At 54.4% G+C, this 16,626-nt stretch carries 9 protein-coding genes; 3 read left to right on the forward strand and 6 right to left on the reverse strand.

What is annotated here, in order from left to right; genetic code table 11:
* Positions 1 to 44 precede the first annotated feature (44 nt).
* The 3 genes from EGT74_RS22740 to EGT74_RS22750 all read left to right on the forward strand — a co-directional run bounded on the left by EGT74_RS22740 (position 45) and on the right by EGT74_RS22750 (position 5,526).
* The gene (locus EGT74_RS22740; protein WP_123848822.1) at positions 45 to 2,579 is read left to right on the forward strand and encodes a PKD domain-containing protein; all 2,535 of its coding nucleotides are present in this window, start codon (positions 45 to 47) and stop codon (positions 2,577 to 2,579) included.
* Between the two features lie 246 nt (positions 2,580 to 2,825).
* On the forward strand, positions 2,826 to 4,754 hold the full coding sequence (locus EGT74_RS22745; RefSeq protein ID WP_123848823.1) for a T9SS type B sorting domain-containing protein: 1,929 nt from the start codon (positions 2,826 to 2,828) through the stop codon (positions 4,752 to 4,754).
* 10 nt (positions 4,755 to 4,764) lie between these two features.
* Positions 4,765 to 5,526 (forward strand): SDR family NAD(P)-dependent oxidoreductase, encoded by a 762-nt coding sequence (locus tag EGT74_RS22750; RefSeq protein WP_123848824.1) that lies wholly within the window; start codon positions 4,765 to 4,767, stop codon positions 5,524 to 5,526.
* A gap of 618 nt (positions 5,527 to 6,144) precedes the next feature.
* Here EGT74_RS22750 and EGT74_RS22755 read toward each other — a convergent pair.
* The 6 genes from EGT74_RS22755 to EGT74_RS22780 form a co-directional block, all read right to left on the reverse strand.
* A complete protein-coding gene (locus tag EGT74_RS22755) occupies positions 6,145 to 7,248 on the reverse strand; it encodes a cytochrome-c peroxidase (protein WP_220392931.1) in 1,104 nt (367 codons plus the stop codon).
* 41 nt (positions 7,249 to 7,289) lie between these two features.
* The gene (locus tag EGT74_RS22760) at positions 7,290 to 8,798 is read right to left on the reverse strand and encodes a DUF6850 family outer membrane beta-barrel protein (RefSeq protein WP_123848826.1); all 1,509 of its coding nucleotides are present in this window, start codon (positions 8,796 to 8,798) and stop codon (positions 7,290 to 7,292) included.
* A gap of 3 nt (positions 8,799 to 8,801) precedes the next feature.
* The gene (locus EGT74_RS22765; RefSeq protein WP_220392932.1) at positions 8,802 to 9,995 is read right to left on the reverse strand and encodes a DUF4876 domain-containing protein; all 1,194 of its coding nucleotides are present in this window, start codon (positions 9,993 to 9,995) and stop codon (positions 8,802 to 8,804) included.
* Positions 9,996 to 10,008: 13 nt separating this feature from the next.
* Positions 10,009 to 12,816, reverse strand: a complete 2,808-nt coding sequence (locus EGT74_RS22770; RefSeq protein WP_158618270.1) for a TonB-dependent receptor — start codon at positions 12,814 to 12,816, stop codon at positions 10,009 to 10,011.
* A 201-nt stretch (positions 12,817 to 13,017) separates the two neighbouring features.
* Positions 13,018 to 14,199: a sialidase/neuraminidase family protein gene (locus EGT74_RS22775; RefSeq protein ID WP_123848828.1), complete on the reverse strand. Its 1,182-nt coding sequence runs from the start codon at positions 14,197 to 14,199 to the stop codon at positions 13,018 to 13,020.
* 2 nt (positions 14,200 to 14,201) lie between these two features.
* A complete protein-coding gene (locus EGT74_RS22780) occupies positions 14,202 to 16,484 on the reverse strand; it encodes a TonB-dependent receptor (RefSeq protein ID WP_123848829.1) in 2,283 nt (760 codons plus the stop codon).
* Positions 16,485 to 16,626: the final 142 nt, after the last annotated feature.

The following is a 16,626-nucleotide window of genomic DNA, read 5'->3' on the forward strand; positions in this document are numbered from 1 at the left end:
CATTGCGGAAACTCCTGCTAATATTCCTGTTGGGCCTGGGTTCCATGGCTGCACGGGCTGATCATATCATCGGCGGGGAGATGTATTATACTTACGTTCGTACAGACGGCAGCGGCAACAATGTATACAACCTCACCCTCAAGCTATTCCTCCGCTGCGACGCCAGCGACGCCCAGATCGACGAGAACGTGGACATCAGCATATACGACGCAGGCGGCACCTATTACAACACCTTCCGCTTCGACCGGAACAACCTCCAGCGCTTCACCGCCAACGACGTCGACCCGTGTATCGTGAACCCGCCATACGTGTGTTACCAGATCGGGTATTACGCGGGCCAGGTAACACTGCCGGCCAATTCAAACGGATATATCGCCACCTTCCAGCGGTGCTGCCGCCGTACCGGCCTGGCGAACATTTCGTCGAACCGGAACGATGTGGGCGCTACTTACTTTACACGCATCCCCGGCACAAACAGCGGGTTCCAGGCCAATAACAGTCCAAGGTTCGAAGCAGAAAGAGGCGCCATCGTATGCGCCAATAACCGCTTCCGGTATAACTTCGCGGCGGAGGACCCCGACAGCGATTCCCTGGTGTATTCGTTTTCCACCGCCTATACCGGCGGCACGCAGGGCGACCCGAAGCCCACCCGCTCCCAGACGCCCAGTGTACCGGTGAGCTACATCAGCCCCTTTACGGCGGCGCAGCCGCTGGGCGACAAAGTCACCATCGACCCGCACACGGGGATTATTTCCGGCATCGCACCGCGTAGCGGGCTGTACATCGTTACCGTGTCTGTGCGCGAGTACCGGAACCAGGTGCTGATCGGCGAGCACCGTAAAGAGTTTCAGTTCACCGTGGAGTCGTGCGTACGGCAGGTAACCGCCGCCATGCCGGATAAGTATGCGGACTGTGACGGCTATACGATCAATTTCGTGAATAACAGCACGCCAGGCAAGGAATACGTATGGGATTTCGGTGACGGCTCGCCGTTGTTCGTCACCACCGACCTCGCCACTTTCCCGCACACATATGCCAGGCAGGGCACTTACCAGGTGAAGCTGGTGGTGGATCAGCAGAGCAGTTGCGGAGACAGTGCGTACGCCACCGTGCATGTATATCCTTTCCTCCGTCCCTCCTTCGATGTGGCCGGCCTCTGCACCACCAAACCGACGGATTTCAGGCATACGTCTACCAACGACGTGGGCAATTTCGAATACCTGAAATGGGACTTCGGGGAAGCCGCCCTGCAGAACGACACTTCCAATCAAAACAATCCACGCTGGCAATACACCGTGCCCGGTGACTATACGGTGAAACTACTGATGCGCACAGACAAGGGTTGCGAGCGCACCATTTCCGAAACATTTACGATCTACGATAAACCGCCCTTCACGACCACCCGCGATACGGCGCTTTGCATCAACGACGTGCTGCAGCTGCGGGCGGAAAGCCTGCTGCCCGGCTCTTATCAGTGGGGGCCGCTGTACAATATCACCGGCGAAAACACCCCTACGCCCACTGTTTCACCCAAGGTAGACACGGAATACCAGGTGACCTTTACAGACGCCACCGGTTGCGTGAACACCAAAAAAGTACTGATCGACGTAAAGGATAAACTGCTGGTGACCGCGCCGAACGACAGCGTGATCTGCACCGGCGACCCGGTTGATCTGAAAGCCGTGGTAGACGGGCCGTACGCCTTTACCTGGACAGACGTGGACACCCGGCAGGTAGTGGGCGCCCAGCAAAATGTAACCATCACCCCGGCGCGCAGTTCGATGTACGAAATACTGGTGACGCTCGGCACCTGTTTCAACCGCGATTCGGTGTATTACAAACTGGTAGACCCTCCGAGGGCGGATGCCGGCGCGGACGCCACCATCTGCCACGGCGAAACGATCTGGCTCGAGGCCAGCGGAGGCTCGTCGTACCGCTGGGAGCCTGCCGCCACGCTTACCAGTCCCCGCCGCGCCCGCACGCAGGCCTGGCCGAAAGACACTACGACCTACACAGTAACGGTCACCGATACACTGGGATGCCCCAAAGCGGTCACCGCCGATGTAACGATAAACGTGGTGCCGCCCGTGCCCGCATTTGCCGGCAACGATACGATCCTCATCAAGGGGCGGCCCTTCCAGCTGAACGGCACCGGCGGGTTCCGGTACGAGTGGTCCCCGGCCGACGGCCTGAGCAGCACGAACATCCCCAACCCCCTGACCACCATCGACCGTGCTTTCACCTACCACCTGAAGGTGTATACGAAAGAAGGATGTTTGGGCGAAGACGATATCAACCTGCGTTTTATGGCCGGGCCGGAGATTTATGTGCCGAACGCCTTCAGTCCTAACGGCGACGGGCTGAACGACCTCTTCCGCCCCATACCCGTGGGCATCACCCGGCTCGATTATTTCCGCGTGTATAACCGCTGGGGCCAACTGGTGTACAACACGCAGGAATACATGAAGGGCTGGGACGGCCGGGGCGCAGACAATGGAACGTACGTATGGGTGGTAGGCGGCCTGAACGATACCGGGCAAATGGTTGAGTATAAAGGCACTGTGGTATTGATACGATAAAAGCCGCCACAACGCCGGTACGCCGTTTTTATTTTCCCGTTTCAAAATAATTCCCCGATACAAAAAGCCGGGCCATCATTCCAATCCGGTCTTCCTCTTTTTGCCTTTTTCCGGATAAAACTATCAACTAAAGCATTACACTTTATTAACTTTTTTATATAGCACTGGAGCGCGTTTCAGCCCATTTATATTTCAGCAGGCCCTTTATTTTCCGTAAATTCAGAGTAGCAAGAAAAGCCTTTCCCCATGGGCAAATCTGTTATCCTGCTTTTGTTCTTTTATTTATGGATCGGTGCCGCCAGTGCATATCATATTATCGGTGGCGAGATCTACTACCGCACGGTGGGATATAATTTCACCAACGGTGCTTACCGGTATGTTTTCATACTAAAACTATACAGGGACGGGGATTTTGTGTGCGGCACGCGCCAGGGCTGCCTTGACTATTTCGAGAATCCCGTTCCCATCAACATCTTCAACGCCGCCGGCCAACGTGTAACACCCGCCAAACTGCTCACCATCAAAAACACCCGCGCCATCCGCGATACACTCAAGAACCCTTGCCTGGCCCCGCAAACCATCTACCTCGAAGTGGCATTTTACGAAAGCGATACCATAGACCTGGCGCCTGTACCGGGTGGTTATTATGTGTCTTATCAGCGCTGCTGCCGCGGCGAGGCATTGACTAACATTTACAACTCCGAAAGGGAAGGTTCCACTTTTTACACCGTGATACCGGGCAGCGATCTGAGGCCCGGCAATAACAGCGCGTATTTCGGGATTGATGAGGCGCCGGTGATTTGCGCGGGGCTCCCTTTCCGTTATAATTACTCCGCCACGGACCCGGATGGCGACAGCCTGACTTATTCCCTGTGCAGCGCACTGGCCGGCGGGAGCTCTCGGACGGGTGAGTCTGTAACGCCTCCTCCCTACACCACCACGGTCAGTTATATTCCGCCCTATCATGGCGGTACGCCCATGGGCGGCAACCCCGCCATGGCGATAGACAACAGCGGCCTGATCACGGGTGTGCCGGACCGCGCGGGCAAATTCGTGGTGTCTGTATGCGTCTCCGAATGGGACCGTGCAACAGGGCGGTTGTTGGGCGTGCATCATAAAGACATCCTGATCACCGTGTACAATTGCGTAACGCGGATTGTGGCATCCACCCCCACCCAGCTCAACCATTGCAACGACACACTGGGGTTCGCCGTGCCCATCACCAATAACAGCACCGCCGGGTTTACTTCCACCTACAAATGGATTTTCAGCGACGGCACCGATACCACCACCGATTCCCGTAACGTATTTTTCCACCACTTCCCCGATACCGGCTCTTACACGGTCAAACTGATCGTGAACCCGGGCCTGCCCTGTACAGACAGTACCACGGGGCGTATCAACAACTACCCTGGCCTTCGTACGGGTTTTACCGCAGACGGGCTCTGCCGTGAAAACCCCGTGTATTTCAACGACACGTCGAGTTACCGCTACGGGCGCATCACATCGCGGAAATGGGATTTCGGTGTGCCCGGCACCAAACTCGACACGGCGCTGACAACCAACCCCGTGTACAAGTTCCCCCATGGGGAAGTGTACACCGTTACGCTGCAGCTGCAAACCAACCGCGGCTGTGCCGCTACCGTCATCAAAAACCTGCGCCTGTACGAAGTGAATCCCTTTGCCGGCAACGACACCATTCTGGCGCGGGGGCAGCCCTTGCGGCTCCAGGGCTCCGGCGGCGACATCTATGCATGGTCGCCTTCCACCGGCCTCTCCGACCCTGCCGTGCGCGACCCGACGCTGAACTGGAACAGCGAGATCAACCTCGTGCTGCGCGTGAGCAATGCACAGGGCTGCTTCGGCTACGATTCCATCAACGTGAAATATTATACCGGCCCCGAATTTTATATCCCCAACGCCTTCACTCCCAACGGCGACGGGCTGAACGACTATTTCCGGTTTATCCCGGTAGGCATCCGGGAATACGCCTATTTCCGCATCTTCAACCGCTGGGGCGAACTGATCTTCGACTCCCTCGATTTCAGGCGGGGATGGGACGGGTATTACCGCGGCCGCCCCGCCTCCATCGACACCTACCTCTGGATACTGGAAGGCATCGACCTGAACGGGCAGAAAATATCAAAGAAAGGAACGGTAACTTTGCTGCGTTAAATACTGTATCATGAAGACTGGAAAAATTGCCCTTATCACCGGCGCAACGGCCGGGTTTGGTGAAGCCTGTGCAGCAAGATTTGCCAAAGAAGGTTATGACCTCATTATCACCGGCCGCAGGGCTGAACGCCTCGCCGAGCTGAAGCAGCAATTGCAGGAGCAGTACGCCGTGCAGGTAACCACCCTGGCATTCGACGTCCGCAGCCGTGAAGCCTGTACGACGGCCCTCGGCTCCCTTTCCGCCGAATGGCAGGCCGTGGATGTACTGGTGAACAATGCCGGCCTCGCCCTCGACCTCTCCACCATCGACGAAGGCAATCCGGACGACTGGGATACCATGCTGGACACCAACGTGAAAGGCCTCCTCTACGTATCGCGCATCGTGATGCCCTGGATGAAGGCCCGTAAAAAGGGACATATCGTCAATATCGGTTCCACCGCCGCCAAAACCGTGTACGCCAAAGGCAACGTGTACTGTGCCAGTAAAGCGGCCGTAGACGCCCTTTCCCAGGGCATGCGCATCGACCTGCTGCCCTACAACATCAAAGTGACGGCCGTGCACCCCGGCGCCGCCGAAACAGAGTTTTCGCTGGTGCGGTTCAAAGGGGATGCAGACCGGGCGAAGGATGTGTATAAAGGCTTTACGCCATTGAGCGGGGAAGATGTGGCGGACGTGGTGTATTACTGCTGCGCACTGCCGGCGCATGTATGCATCAACGACCTGGTGGTAACGCCAACGGCGCAGGCGAATGCCTACTACATTCACCGGTAAAATTACACATAAGTGTTATTACATACTTTAAACATATATACTATATTTGGAATCCTATAAGTTTTGAGCGGAAGACGAGTACCGGCAGGGGAGCCGGGTGCCTTATAAATACCACAGACTAGCTATCAGAAAAAAGTACAGCTGCATCGAAAGGATGCAACTATGAAAACGAGCCTATAAATCCTATAACCATATCCCTATGATGACATTTGTTACTATGTACGTCCTCAGACTGTACTATCCTAGATGTAAGGAGTTTCTGAGTTTCTATTTCGACAGGTCACGCAGAAACAATTATGGCCGCTGGGCCATGCGTCAAAGCTGGAAAGTGGAGAAATCTTACTCTTTCGGCTATAGCTGAAAATTTGCTTTTTCACGATAAAAGGGTGTTTCGATTCATCGGAACACCCTTTTATTTTTGGGCCTGAAGCAATCATTGTTTATTCCTTCAGCGCGGCCGGTGGGATATCGTGTAAGCCGTTACCGTATTATCATACAACACCAATTGCGGCGAATGCGCCGGACACGCCTGACCGGTGCCGCGTATGGGACCTGATGATAAACAAAACGGGTGTTTCAAAATGAAACACCCGTTTTGTTATATGCTGATCAGACCGGTTAATCCCTCGGCAGATCGGGCCGCTGCATCTTGTACTGCGTGGCCGTAATGGCGTCCATGAATGCTGCCAGAGCCTTGATTTCTTCTTTGGTAAGATTGAGTTTTTTCAGCAGCGGGTCTGTAACGGGGTACAGCCTGTCCTGCTGCTTCTGCTCGGGTTTGGGGTCGATCATATGCATGCCGCTGTTGTAGATGTTGATCACCCCCGTGATATCGTTGAAGAGCCCGTTGTGCATCCAGGGCGCGTTATGCATCACATCCCGCAACGACGGTGTTTTGAACCTGCCCACATCGGCGGGGTTGCTGGTGAGGTTATAACGGCCGAGGTCTTCGTATTTGCGTTTGTAATAGGTCAGGCCGATGTTGTGGAAACTTTCATCAGTGAGGTACTGCCCGTTGTGGCAATTCATGCAGCGCGCCTTGGTGCGGAAGAGGTGCATGCCGTGTATCTCTTCATCGGTCATTGCTTTGTATTCACCATCGAGGAAGCGATCGAAGCGGCTTCGCCGGCTGGTGATGGTGCGCTGGAATTCCGCCAGTGCGGTCACCACTTTTTCCGTCGTCACTTCTTCATTCCCGTACGCTTCCCTGAACAGCATGCGATATGCTTTGATCGCGCTCAGTTTCGGGCCCAGCTCGCTGGCTTTCATATTCATTTCGTGGTGGGCTTCAATGGGGAAGGTCGCCTGGTCTTCCAGCGAAAAAGCACGCCCGTCCCAGAAGAAAGATTTCCGTTGCCCGATATTGAGCAGGCTGGGCGTGTTGCGGGTGCCCTGCAGGTGGTCTGTGCCGAGCGATACCCGGCGGCCGTCGCCCCACGACAGATGCGGATCGTGACAACTGCTGCAGGAAATCTGGCTGGAGCTGGACAGCAGGGGATCGAAAAAGAGCAGTTTGCCCAGCTTCACTTTGGGCTGGGCCATCAGCCCGAAATAAGCAGTATCCGTTTTGGGAAGCGATTTAAATTCCGCCCACACCACCCCGGAATCGATATCCGGTTTCGGCCATTCCTTTACCGGTTTTTGATACAGCGCCCGCAGGTCGCCGGGCTCCAGTTTCGTCAGAAAACCGGTGCCGGTGATAAATACCGTTGCTACAGTCAAGATGATCAGTTCCCGCCTCATTGTTATTGTTGGTCGTTGTGTTAAAATTGAAATGCCGTCAGTATCCTGAAATCCCTCTTACCGGTACCGCTTTGGTAACCGGCATCCGCACTGATGTAACAAGACAGCCGGGCCGTCAGGGGGAAATCCACCCGTACGCCGCCGCCGTAGTTCATGCCGGAAGCCGTGAGGTATGCAAAGTTACTGTTCAGCATCGGGTAAATTCCCTTACGGGGGTCAACATCCGGCCAGCTGCCTCTGCTTTGCAGGTTCTCCTGCCGTTGTGCGAGCAGGTTCAGGCTGATGAAGGTACTCCGTACCTGTTTACGTGCCGTGAAATCAAGTCCGGCGACGACGTTGTTGTAAGACAACTCACGGTCGGGCTGCACGTATTGTTCTACATGATCATGCACAGTGCCTTCGATGCCCACGAACCAGTCGATGGCGCGCCCTGTGCGCCCGTATACACTGCGGACGCCCAAAGCGTTGTAATCGTGCTGGTAGCGCAGGTCTTCCGAAATCAGCTGGATGCCCGCCTGTGCGTCGCGGTTATTGAATTTGGCTTCGAACCCTTTTCTTTTTACGCGGGTTGCTTTCAGTTCGGCGATGAAGTGCTGCCGGTTTTGCTGGTAGAGATAACCGATGCTGCCGTTCAGCGTCAGTTCTCTCACTTTGCCTACGTCAAACGTAATATTCTCCAGCAGTTTCCCCACATTCCACTGCCGGAACCCCGCGTGGGCAAACCAGCCTTTGTATTGAACGGGAGACAGCTGCAGATGAGCGCCGTATCCCCAGCCGTTGAAGTTTGCGGAAGTGCGCGTTCCGGCCAGGAACTCGTTGTAAGCACCGAGGCCAGCGGCATGATATACCAGCGGGGTGCTGATCTCGTTGACAAATGACAGGGAATTCCTTTGTCCATATTTCGTGCCGTCAAGATCAAGCGCGAGCGCATAACGCGAGCCGAGCTTCCGGGAGGCCGACAGGGTAAGGTCGATTTCCGAGGTAACGTTTTGCGCACGCGGGTCCCTGTCGCGGTAAGACTGCCGGCCCTTGAAGCCCGCGCCCAGCCCAAGCTGGTACTCGCCTGCCGCCTTGGCGATGCCGCCTGAAAAGGCGTAGGTTTCCGCTTGGAGGTCGCCCCCTACCGAATCCGCCATCACATAAGGATATACCAGGTGGTAGTCGGCCGTTTCGTTGAACCTTACTTTGTAAAGGCGCTCGTTGTTATAATAAGCTTTACCCCACAAGGTGAGCTCCTCCTTCGGTTTCAGGTACGTTTCCGAATGCACGGTGAAGGTTTGCCGGCCACTCCCTTCCTGCTGCAGGTACAGATCCTGGTTGTATTTGCGGAAAGCGGCAGACAATGCGGAATACGTATTTTCCCGTTGGTAAACCCTCATTGAAGGGCTGGCGTACAACTCATCGCGCAGTTGCACCACCGGCGAAGTCTGTTCCCATATCAGCCGCACGGGGATAGAATCCTGGGCGCCCGCGGCGATGCCGGCGACGAGGTATAAAAATGTCAATATGATCGTTGGTCGCCAATACATGTATTACGGCATTAAGGAGGCTTTGGCCTCTGCTTCGAAGTCGAGCGTTGAATTATTATTGTCTTTCAGGATCACGCGACCATCGGGGTTAGTGGACAAAACTTTGCGCTTAACGCTTTTGCCGAAGCGGTTTTCGTCGGAATCCACTTTGCCGCAATAGCTCCAGCCCATGTCTACCGCGGGGGAGGTCAAAATCCATTCATATACCGTGGGCACGGAAAGGTTCACCGCGTCCATGATCCAGCTGTTGGGAAACTTGTAGGCGTTTGCTTTGGTTTCGCCGCCCGCGGAATTGGTATAGGCGTAGGTGTAAAAGTTGTCTTTCTTGAATGATTCCACCGTGGTACCTTCCGGCAGCCGGCCGAGGATGTAGCTTTTGAACCCACGGTTGTGCATCGTCATAAAGCTGTTCACATTGATCAGATCGGTCACCTGCGGATTATCCACGTCGATAGATGATAGCAGCGTCAATTCAAAATCCGCTTTCGTCAGGTCAAAGGAATTGGTATTATATTCTTTGTGATTAATGGCGTTGTTGGCGATGACGATCTGTTTGCCGGGGTATACCGGGTACTGTTTACCGGTGCCGGGAATCATCACGATGGAGCCTGCCGTGAACGCTTCATTCATAATATCCGGTGTGTAAACCCTTTTGGTGGTAGACAGGAAAGCGGCTTCTGCAATCACCAAGCCGTCTGCATACAGGGTATCTTCCGAATTGTTGTAAATGATAAAGTACTTGTCGCCGTTGTACTGTTTGCCCTGCGGCGTGATGGTGCCTGCGAAGAAGATTTCTTTGAAGACAAATTTCGCGGCCGCGTCGTACAGGAACAGCGGGATTTCCACATTCACGGTACCGCCTTTGATCACGACGCCTTGTTTGTAACCGCGGATTTTGCCGGTATAAGTCCCGTTGTCGTCCTTATATTCCACATCCCCGTCGAGACTGATGTCGTATGAACCTTCCGGCAGCACGGTACCGGCCCCCTGCCATTTGATAACGGTGGATATACCGCTGTTGATTTCCTTGAACGTGAGCTCGATGTTCGATGTTTTCACATTCTGCAGGCCGGCGGGGTTGGTCAGTGTTAAACCCACAGCTGAATTTTTGGCGGTCAGATCATCCTTCCTGCACGAAGTGGTAAACACGAGGCCGCCCATCACCAATATGAATAAAAGTAGTTTTGCCTGTTGCATATATCTCCGTTTTTTATAAGTTCAGATTAAGTTCCATGCCGAAGTACGGGCTGATAAAGCCCGCCCTTCTTATTTTAACGTTGTTGAAATAATAGTCGGGTGTGTAAGTGAACAGCCTGTTCACGAACATGGAAATGGCCACCTTTTTCCTGAATTCTTTCGTGGCTTTGAAATTCACCTGCAGATCGACAGGAATCGTACGGGGCATGAACGCCGTAGCGCTGAAATGCTGGTTCAGCCATTGCAGGTCAGGGTGCGTTTTACTTTCCTCCGTATAGGGATGTGCATTACCTTCAATATCGATGTATTGTACGGGCGTACCGGATTTCCAGGTATCCTGCCGCCAGGTGAACCAGATATTTTGTATGGACGACGATACGATCATTCCCAGGTTCGGCAGATAGGTGTCGATCGTCAGGTTGGTGTTGAATTTCTTCCTCAGATATCCGTCGGTGTCGTTATACAATCCCGCATACTGATAAGCATTGCTTCCTCCTGTTGAAACATCGCTGACGAGATCGTAAAAAGGAAACGTATTCACGTAAGTAGTATTGAACCAGGCACCGTTCACCGTGAAACGGGTATTGATGCTGTTGAGGCGTCTGGACTGGAACTGGAATTCAACCCCTTCTTTAATGAGCGTGCTGCCGTTGGTAACGATGGTGTGGCCGAAAAAACGCCGGGCGTTGACGTATGCGAAATCGCCGGTAGCAGGCGGCGCGGTCATGTTATCGGCATCAACGGAACTGTTGTCGTATTGTTTGTATTGCAACACCTGTACCCTCGACTCATCCCGGAAACCGGACGTCAGCTTTTCGTGAAAATAGGTGAGCGAGAGACGATTGCCGTTCAGTGTAAAGTCGGCGTTCAGCTCCAGTTTTCGGTTAACGGCGGCCCGCAGGTCGTAGTTCGTCCTGTTGAGGATGTAAGTCATCGCATTGACCTTCCTGAAAGCGGGGTTGTTATGGTAGAAGTTAAGCTGCACGATGTCGCGGTACTGCCATGTGGGATAGAGATGATCCAGCGTCGGCATTTTTGTATGCAGGCCATATCCCGCTCCCAATGTAACAAACAGTGTCTGCTTACCCGTAGCTACCCCTGGCAATGCCCAGCGCACATTAATACGTGGATCGAGGTAGATCTTGTTCGCGATGGCGTATTTTTTATCCATTCTCAGCAGGCTCATCCCCCGCAGGCCGAGTGCTGTGGTGAACTGGTGACGGCCAAAATTGACACTGAGCATGTCTTCTGCAAAAAACGCCTGGTTAAGCATGCCGGGTATGCTATCGAACGCCCGGGGCCGGGCAGACATGACGAGTTTGGTAGGATAGTTGATGTCGTAAACCTGTCCCTTGCCGAAGTTCTTGCTGAAATTGGTTTCGAAGCCGAGTTTCACCTGGTGCCGGATGGCATTTGTTTTGAACCCGAGTTGCGCCATACCTTTCAGGAACGCGTTGAGCGGCTGGCCATCTACGGTCAGATCAGAAATATAGCTGGGCGTGAGATAGGCCACATCGTGCTCCCCGGCCGTCATGGAGTTAAACAGAACGGTGGCGGTACGCGCCTGTATCCATTTGGTGGATGCCAACCTGTCGCGCTGATAGCTCACCTTGCCGGATACTTCCCATGATTTTACCAGCGATTTGTTACCGAGCAACTGGTTCCTGATACCGGTGGTCAGTCCGTAGCTATTGAAGGTGGATTTGAATTTATCAATGGGTGCGTAGCCATTGTCGGGGTCGGTGCGCTGATTGTCGATAGTAGTGCCATAATCCAGGGCGGCATTCCAGCTGGTGCGGCGGTAATTGCCGGCCCAACGTTTTTCCATCCTTACACTGGCATTGATCCTTTTGTAGTTCTCAAAATTATCGGAGGGCTCGTCTTTTGAATCCAGGTACCCGAGGTCCACATTCAACGTCATGTTTTGCGAGGGCACATTGAAACCTTTCCCCAGCGAAAACAGTTTGCTGAAACCGTCGGTTTTCATACGGGCGCTCAGTGGGGTGGCGCCTTTTTTTCTTTCGATCCTGATGAGGCCGCTGGTGAGGTCTCCATACTCCACGGAAGGGATGCCGCGCACCACTTCCACTTTTTCGATCTGGTCGGTGGAAATGCTGCGCATGTCTACACCTTTACTGGTGGAGTTCCGCAGTTTATTGGGATCCATATCGTAGAAGCTCGATGCATCCTGCAGGTTGGCTGTGGTGTTGATGGGCGCCCCATCTATGAAAAAAGCAGTGCCCAACGAAGAAATATCATACTTCCGGCCTTCCTGTATCTGGTCGGCTTCGCGCAGGGCGATGCGGTTCATCGAAGTGAGGTTCGGGTCCGAAGCGCGGCCGCCGGGCAATAACTCCAGCAAGTCCGCGAAACTGGAGGGCTGCAGATGCTGCATGGCCGTCCGATCAATTATCGAGGTACTGGTCATGCTTTTGGCTTCCGTGGCGGTGATGAACACCTCCTTCAGGGTGAGGTGCACTTTTTCCACCGCCAGGTCTATCTGCTGGTCTCTCAGCAGGTGAACCGTTTTGCGGGGAGTTTTATAAAGGATGCTGGCAATGGTGACTTTGTAGACGCCCATGGGAAGCGCCCTGAACACGAAGCGCCCGTTGGCGTCGCTCATGGTGCGGTGCTCCGCATCGTCCTTTTGGGCGATTACCATAATGGAATCGGCGCCACGTGCGCTTTCCATATCTGTCAACCTGCCCGACAATACCGCTGTCTGTTGTTGTGCAATGGTATAGGCTGGAGCAATGATAAACAGGAAAAGTAGAATGAACGACTGTACACGACGTCGCCTGATGATGCTGAACTTCTCCACTATGCAGATTTCCGTTGTTCTAAATGCTGCAAAACTATAGAAGAATGCAAAGGTTTGCGAGCCCTCTGGGCTGCCATCCATCATATTTTCCCGATCCGATCAATGCGTTTTCCCGATTTGATCAATGCCGGTGGCTGGTTTCGGCCTGCGTCACTTTTTTGTCATGCATCCACTTTTCCCGATCCGATCATCGCCCGGGGCCTAAAGGCCGACCAGCTGCGCGCACACCACATCCCTCTCGCCTATACGTTTTTTGTACGCCACCAACACCTGGCCGTTCCCGGCCGCCCTCAATACGGGGAAATTGGCGTATCCGCCGGCTTCGGTGAGAAAGCGCTTCGAGAGGGTTTCGCCGGCAGGGGATTTATGCAACAGGCCAATGCGGTTCGCCGCTGTATCCACGGCTTCATCCCACACAAGCGCCAGGTCACCGTTGCCAAGGGCCGTCAGCTGGGGATGTTTGGCGGTGGGCAAGGCGCTGATGTTTTCTCTTTTGGAATAGGTAATGCCGTTGTCGGGCGACTGGCAGTAAAACACACCTTCGCCGCCGCCCATCGTAAACCAGGCAAAGTGCAGGCCGCTGCTGTTTTTGACCATTGCCGGGCCGGTATGCGGGCACCCGTTGATCATCCAGTTATCGGCGCTGATGCGTACGGGCGTCGTGAAAGACCGCCCACCGTCGGTAGAAACGATGTGCACCATATCGCGGATGCTGTCGTTGATGATATCGCGGAAAGCGGCATGCAGCGCGCCCTGCCCGTCGGTATACAGCGCTGTGCGGCAGCACTGGCAAACGGTTTGCACCAATGGCCGTTCCTTTTCGAAACCGGCGGCGCCGGCCGTTGCCATGTAGAGGGTGGAACCTTCCTGCCGGTGAAACTTGCGGTTATCGAGCCAGATGGCGGCCACTTCGCCGGAAGGCAACAGCGCCATATCGAAGTATCGCTGGTCATAGCCGGCCGTATCTGTTACCAAAGGCTGAGCCGGCAACCAGCTCGCGCCTCCATCCATCGAACGGACGTAACATACTTTGCCGGCGTATTTGTTCCGGGGGTCGTTGCTTTCCAAACCATACATGGCGATCACTTCACCATTGGGGCGAAAGATGATCTTGGGCATGTTCTCCGGATGCGGCTGAATGCCGCTGGCGGTAGTGATGCGTTTGGGAGCGGCAAAGGTTTTGCCGCCATCGGGAGAAACGGCATAATACATCCCGCCGTCTTCCACCCAGCTGATGACGGGGTTCCCTTTTTCCGTATTCGTCAGGTACACGCAGGAGGCGTTCCGGGTTGTATCCGACAGCACCGTTTCGTGCGCATTCCCGGATGGGGCGTTGTTACAGGCTGCCAGCGCGGTTATGATCAATAACAGATAATATCGCATGGTCATTTTTTTGCAGTGATGGTATATGCCACACCTACGTTAAAGGTTCTGTCGGGGCCGGGGCGGTAGCTTTTGCCGAAGGCCGTCTTGTCCGCTGTGGTGGCATACATCACGCCACCCACGTTCCGGCAGTTCACCCAGCATTCGAGGTTGCTCCAGTTAAACCCGGCGCGGGCGTTCAGCAGGCTGTAGCCACCGTATGTTTCGGTATTGGCGGGGTCCATGTAATAACGGCCTACATACTGCCACTCGAGCGAGGTACGGAAATACTTCAAAAACTTGCAGCCGAGCTCCGTGTTGGTGATCACCGACGGCGCTCCGTTCATGCGGTTGCCATCGTATTGTTTGCCTTTGTCTTCATACGCGATAAAATCATGCTGTGCATATGTTCCGCCGGTGCGGAAAAGTATGGCGGCAAAGGGCGCATAACGCAGGTTCCATTCCACCCCGGTGTGCCGCGTGCGGCCTGCATTACGGTTTTCGGAAGAATTGTCGGCAAGGCGAACGCTCACGATTTCGTTTTTTCCATCCATGCGGTAAACGCTCACGTCTGCGTAACCTTTGTCACCGGCAAACGCAAACCACCCGCCCAGCTCATAGTTATAATAGGTGGCGGGTTTCAGCACGGGCACTTTTACCCCGCGGTATAATTCCGAAATATTGGGCGGAGCAAAACCAACGCTGTAATTGGCATACAAACCGCGGTCGTGGCCGAAGTCGTACGTCAGGCCCAGCTTCGGCGTCCAGGCATGAAAATAGTTCCGTTCATCCGGAGAGCCGGTGAATGCGGAGGGCGGCAGGTGATTGTCGAAATCATAGTCCATCCGGTCGTACCGCAGGGCGGCGATGATTTTCATCCGGTTGAAGGGGCTCATTTCCGCCTGCATATAGGCGGCGGTGTTGAGCAGGTTGGCCTGGTAATCCGTTAGTGCGGAATCCGTGCGGGCGAAGCCGGTGAAGTAACCGGCGGCATCCCTGTCTACATCGATGTAGCGGGCAAAATAACCGGCGGGACTGTAATCCGCACTCACACCCGCTATCAGAGAGGTTTTCTGCCAGTTAAAATATTTCTTGTGCTGCGCCAGCAAACCGAAACTCCGGAAATTGTCGCTGTTGATTTCTCCACGGGCCTTCAGCGGGTTGCTGGTTGTTTTGATGGCGTAGAAGGGATTCTGTCCTATTTCGTTGCTGCGGTAAAAGAACGTGAAGTTGGTAAAATTACGGTCGTTCCATTGTTGCGACAGTGTGCTGCGCAGCCGGAAAGCCTTTACCATGCGATAGGAGAAGGTATGAAAACTCTTATAGTTTTTTGAATGGAAATTCGCGCTGTCTACCCCGCCCGTCTGATCCGTTTTATAGTCCACATACGAAATACTGTTGGTCCATTTGCTGCGTTCGCTGATGGCGTATTCCGTTTTCAGGGTAAGGGCCAGTTTATGAAAATCGCTGTGCTCGATGTACCCGTTCCGCTGGTTGGCGTAGTATCCGCCCAGTATCACACCCAGCTTGCCCTTTGTACCGGAAACATTGAAGTCGGTGCGTTTATATCCGCGATCGCTCATTTCCGCCTGTATCCTTGCAGAGGGAAGCATCATTGGCGAAGCCGTGATGAAATTGACGGCCCCTCCCACCGCCTCGCTGCCATACAGCGAAGAAGCCGGGCCGCGGATGACTTCGATAGTTTTCAGGGCAGCCATGTTGATTTCGATGAGCGCGTTGTGATTAAAGTCGCCGGTGGTGCGGATGGGAATACCATCTTCGAGATACAGGAACAGGCTGCGGTAACCGATGGGCTGGCGAATGGCCATGGTATGCTGTTCGTTGCCGAGGTCTACCATGTATACGCCGCTGACTTTGTTCAAAACCTGTTCCAGGGAAGTGGCTTTTGTTTCCTTGATCATCTGGGTAGAGATGGTGCTGATGGCCACAGGTGCTTCGGTACGGTACTGTTTGTCGCGGCCCGCCGATACGATGATCTCATTCAGGCGGGTCGACAGTGGCTGGAGGTACACTATGATGTTGCTACCCGGTACCGGCAGCCGCTGCTCGGCATACCCGAGAAAAGATACAGCGATGGAATCGTGCCCCGTTCTGAGGCCCTGGAGCGCAAATGCGCCGTGTTGATCGCTCAGGCAACCTTTGTTGCCGGCTTGCAGTACCCTTACACTGACGCCGGTGAGGGCTTCACGTGTGAATGCATCCACTACCCTGCCTTCCAGCGGTTGCTGCGCGGCCAGGGGTACAGTATATAAAAAGAGTGCAATAAGAATGAAGAAACGTTGCATGTTAGAATTTTTACGTAATCCGCCGCCATTGCGTTGCCGGTTGTATAAAACAACGGGCCCGCAGCGCGCGGCATTACGTGCGGGAACATCCGCCGGCCGGAATGCAGGGTGCGCAAATGCAACTCCGGAAGGCGCTTGTTCG

The sequence above is a fragment of the Chitinophaga lutea genome (assembly GCF_003813775.1).
Classification (GTDB): domain Bacteria; phylum Bacteroidota; class Bacteroidia; order Chitinophagales; family Chitinophagaceae; genus Chitinophaga; species Chitinophaga lutea.

What these genes read in the sequence shown, in the direction of transcription:
- EGT74_RS22775 (WP_123848828.1), bottom strand. Translation starts at nt 14,199, where the DNA reads ATGCGATATTATCTGTTATTGATCATAACCGCGCTGGCAGCCTGTAAC.
- EGT74_RS22750 (WP_123848824.1), top strand. Translation starts at nt 4,765, where the DNA reads ATGAAGACTGGAAAAATTGCCCTTATCACCGGCGCAACGGCCGGGTTT.
- EGT74_RS22765 (WP_220392932.1), bottom strand. Translation starts at nt 9,995, where the DNA reads ATGCAACAGGCAAAACTACTTTTATTCATATTGGTGATGGGCGGCCTC.
- EGT74_RS22740 (WP_123848822.1), top strand. Translation starts at nt 45, where the DNA reads ATGGCTGCACGGGCTGATCATATCATCGGCGGGGAGATGTATTATACT.
- EGT74_RS22780 (WP_123848829.1), bottom strand. Translation starts at nt 16,484, where the DNA reads ATGCAACGTTTCTTCATTCTTATTGCACTCTTTTTATATACTGTACCC.
- EGT74_RS22745 (WP_123848823.1), top strand. Translation starts at nt 2,826, where the DNA reads ATGGGCAAATCTGTTATCCTGCTTTTGTTCTTTTATTTATGGATCGGT.
- EGT74_RS22760 (WP_123848826.1), bottom strand. Translation starts at nt 8,798, where the DNA reads ATGTATTGGCGACCAACGATCATATTGACATTTTTATACCTCGTCGCC.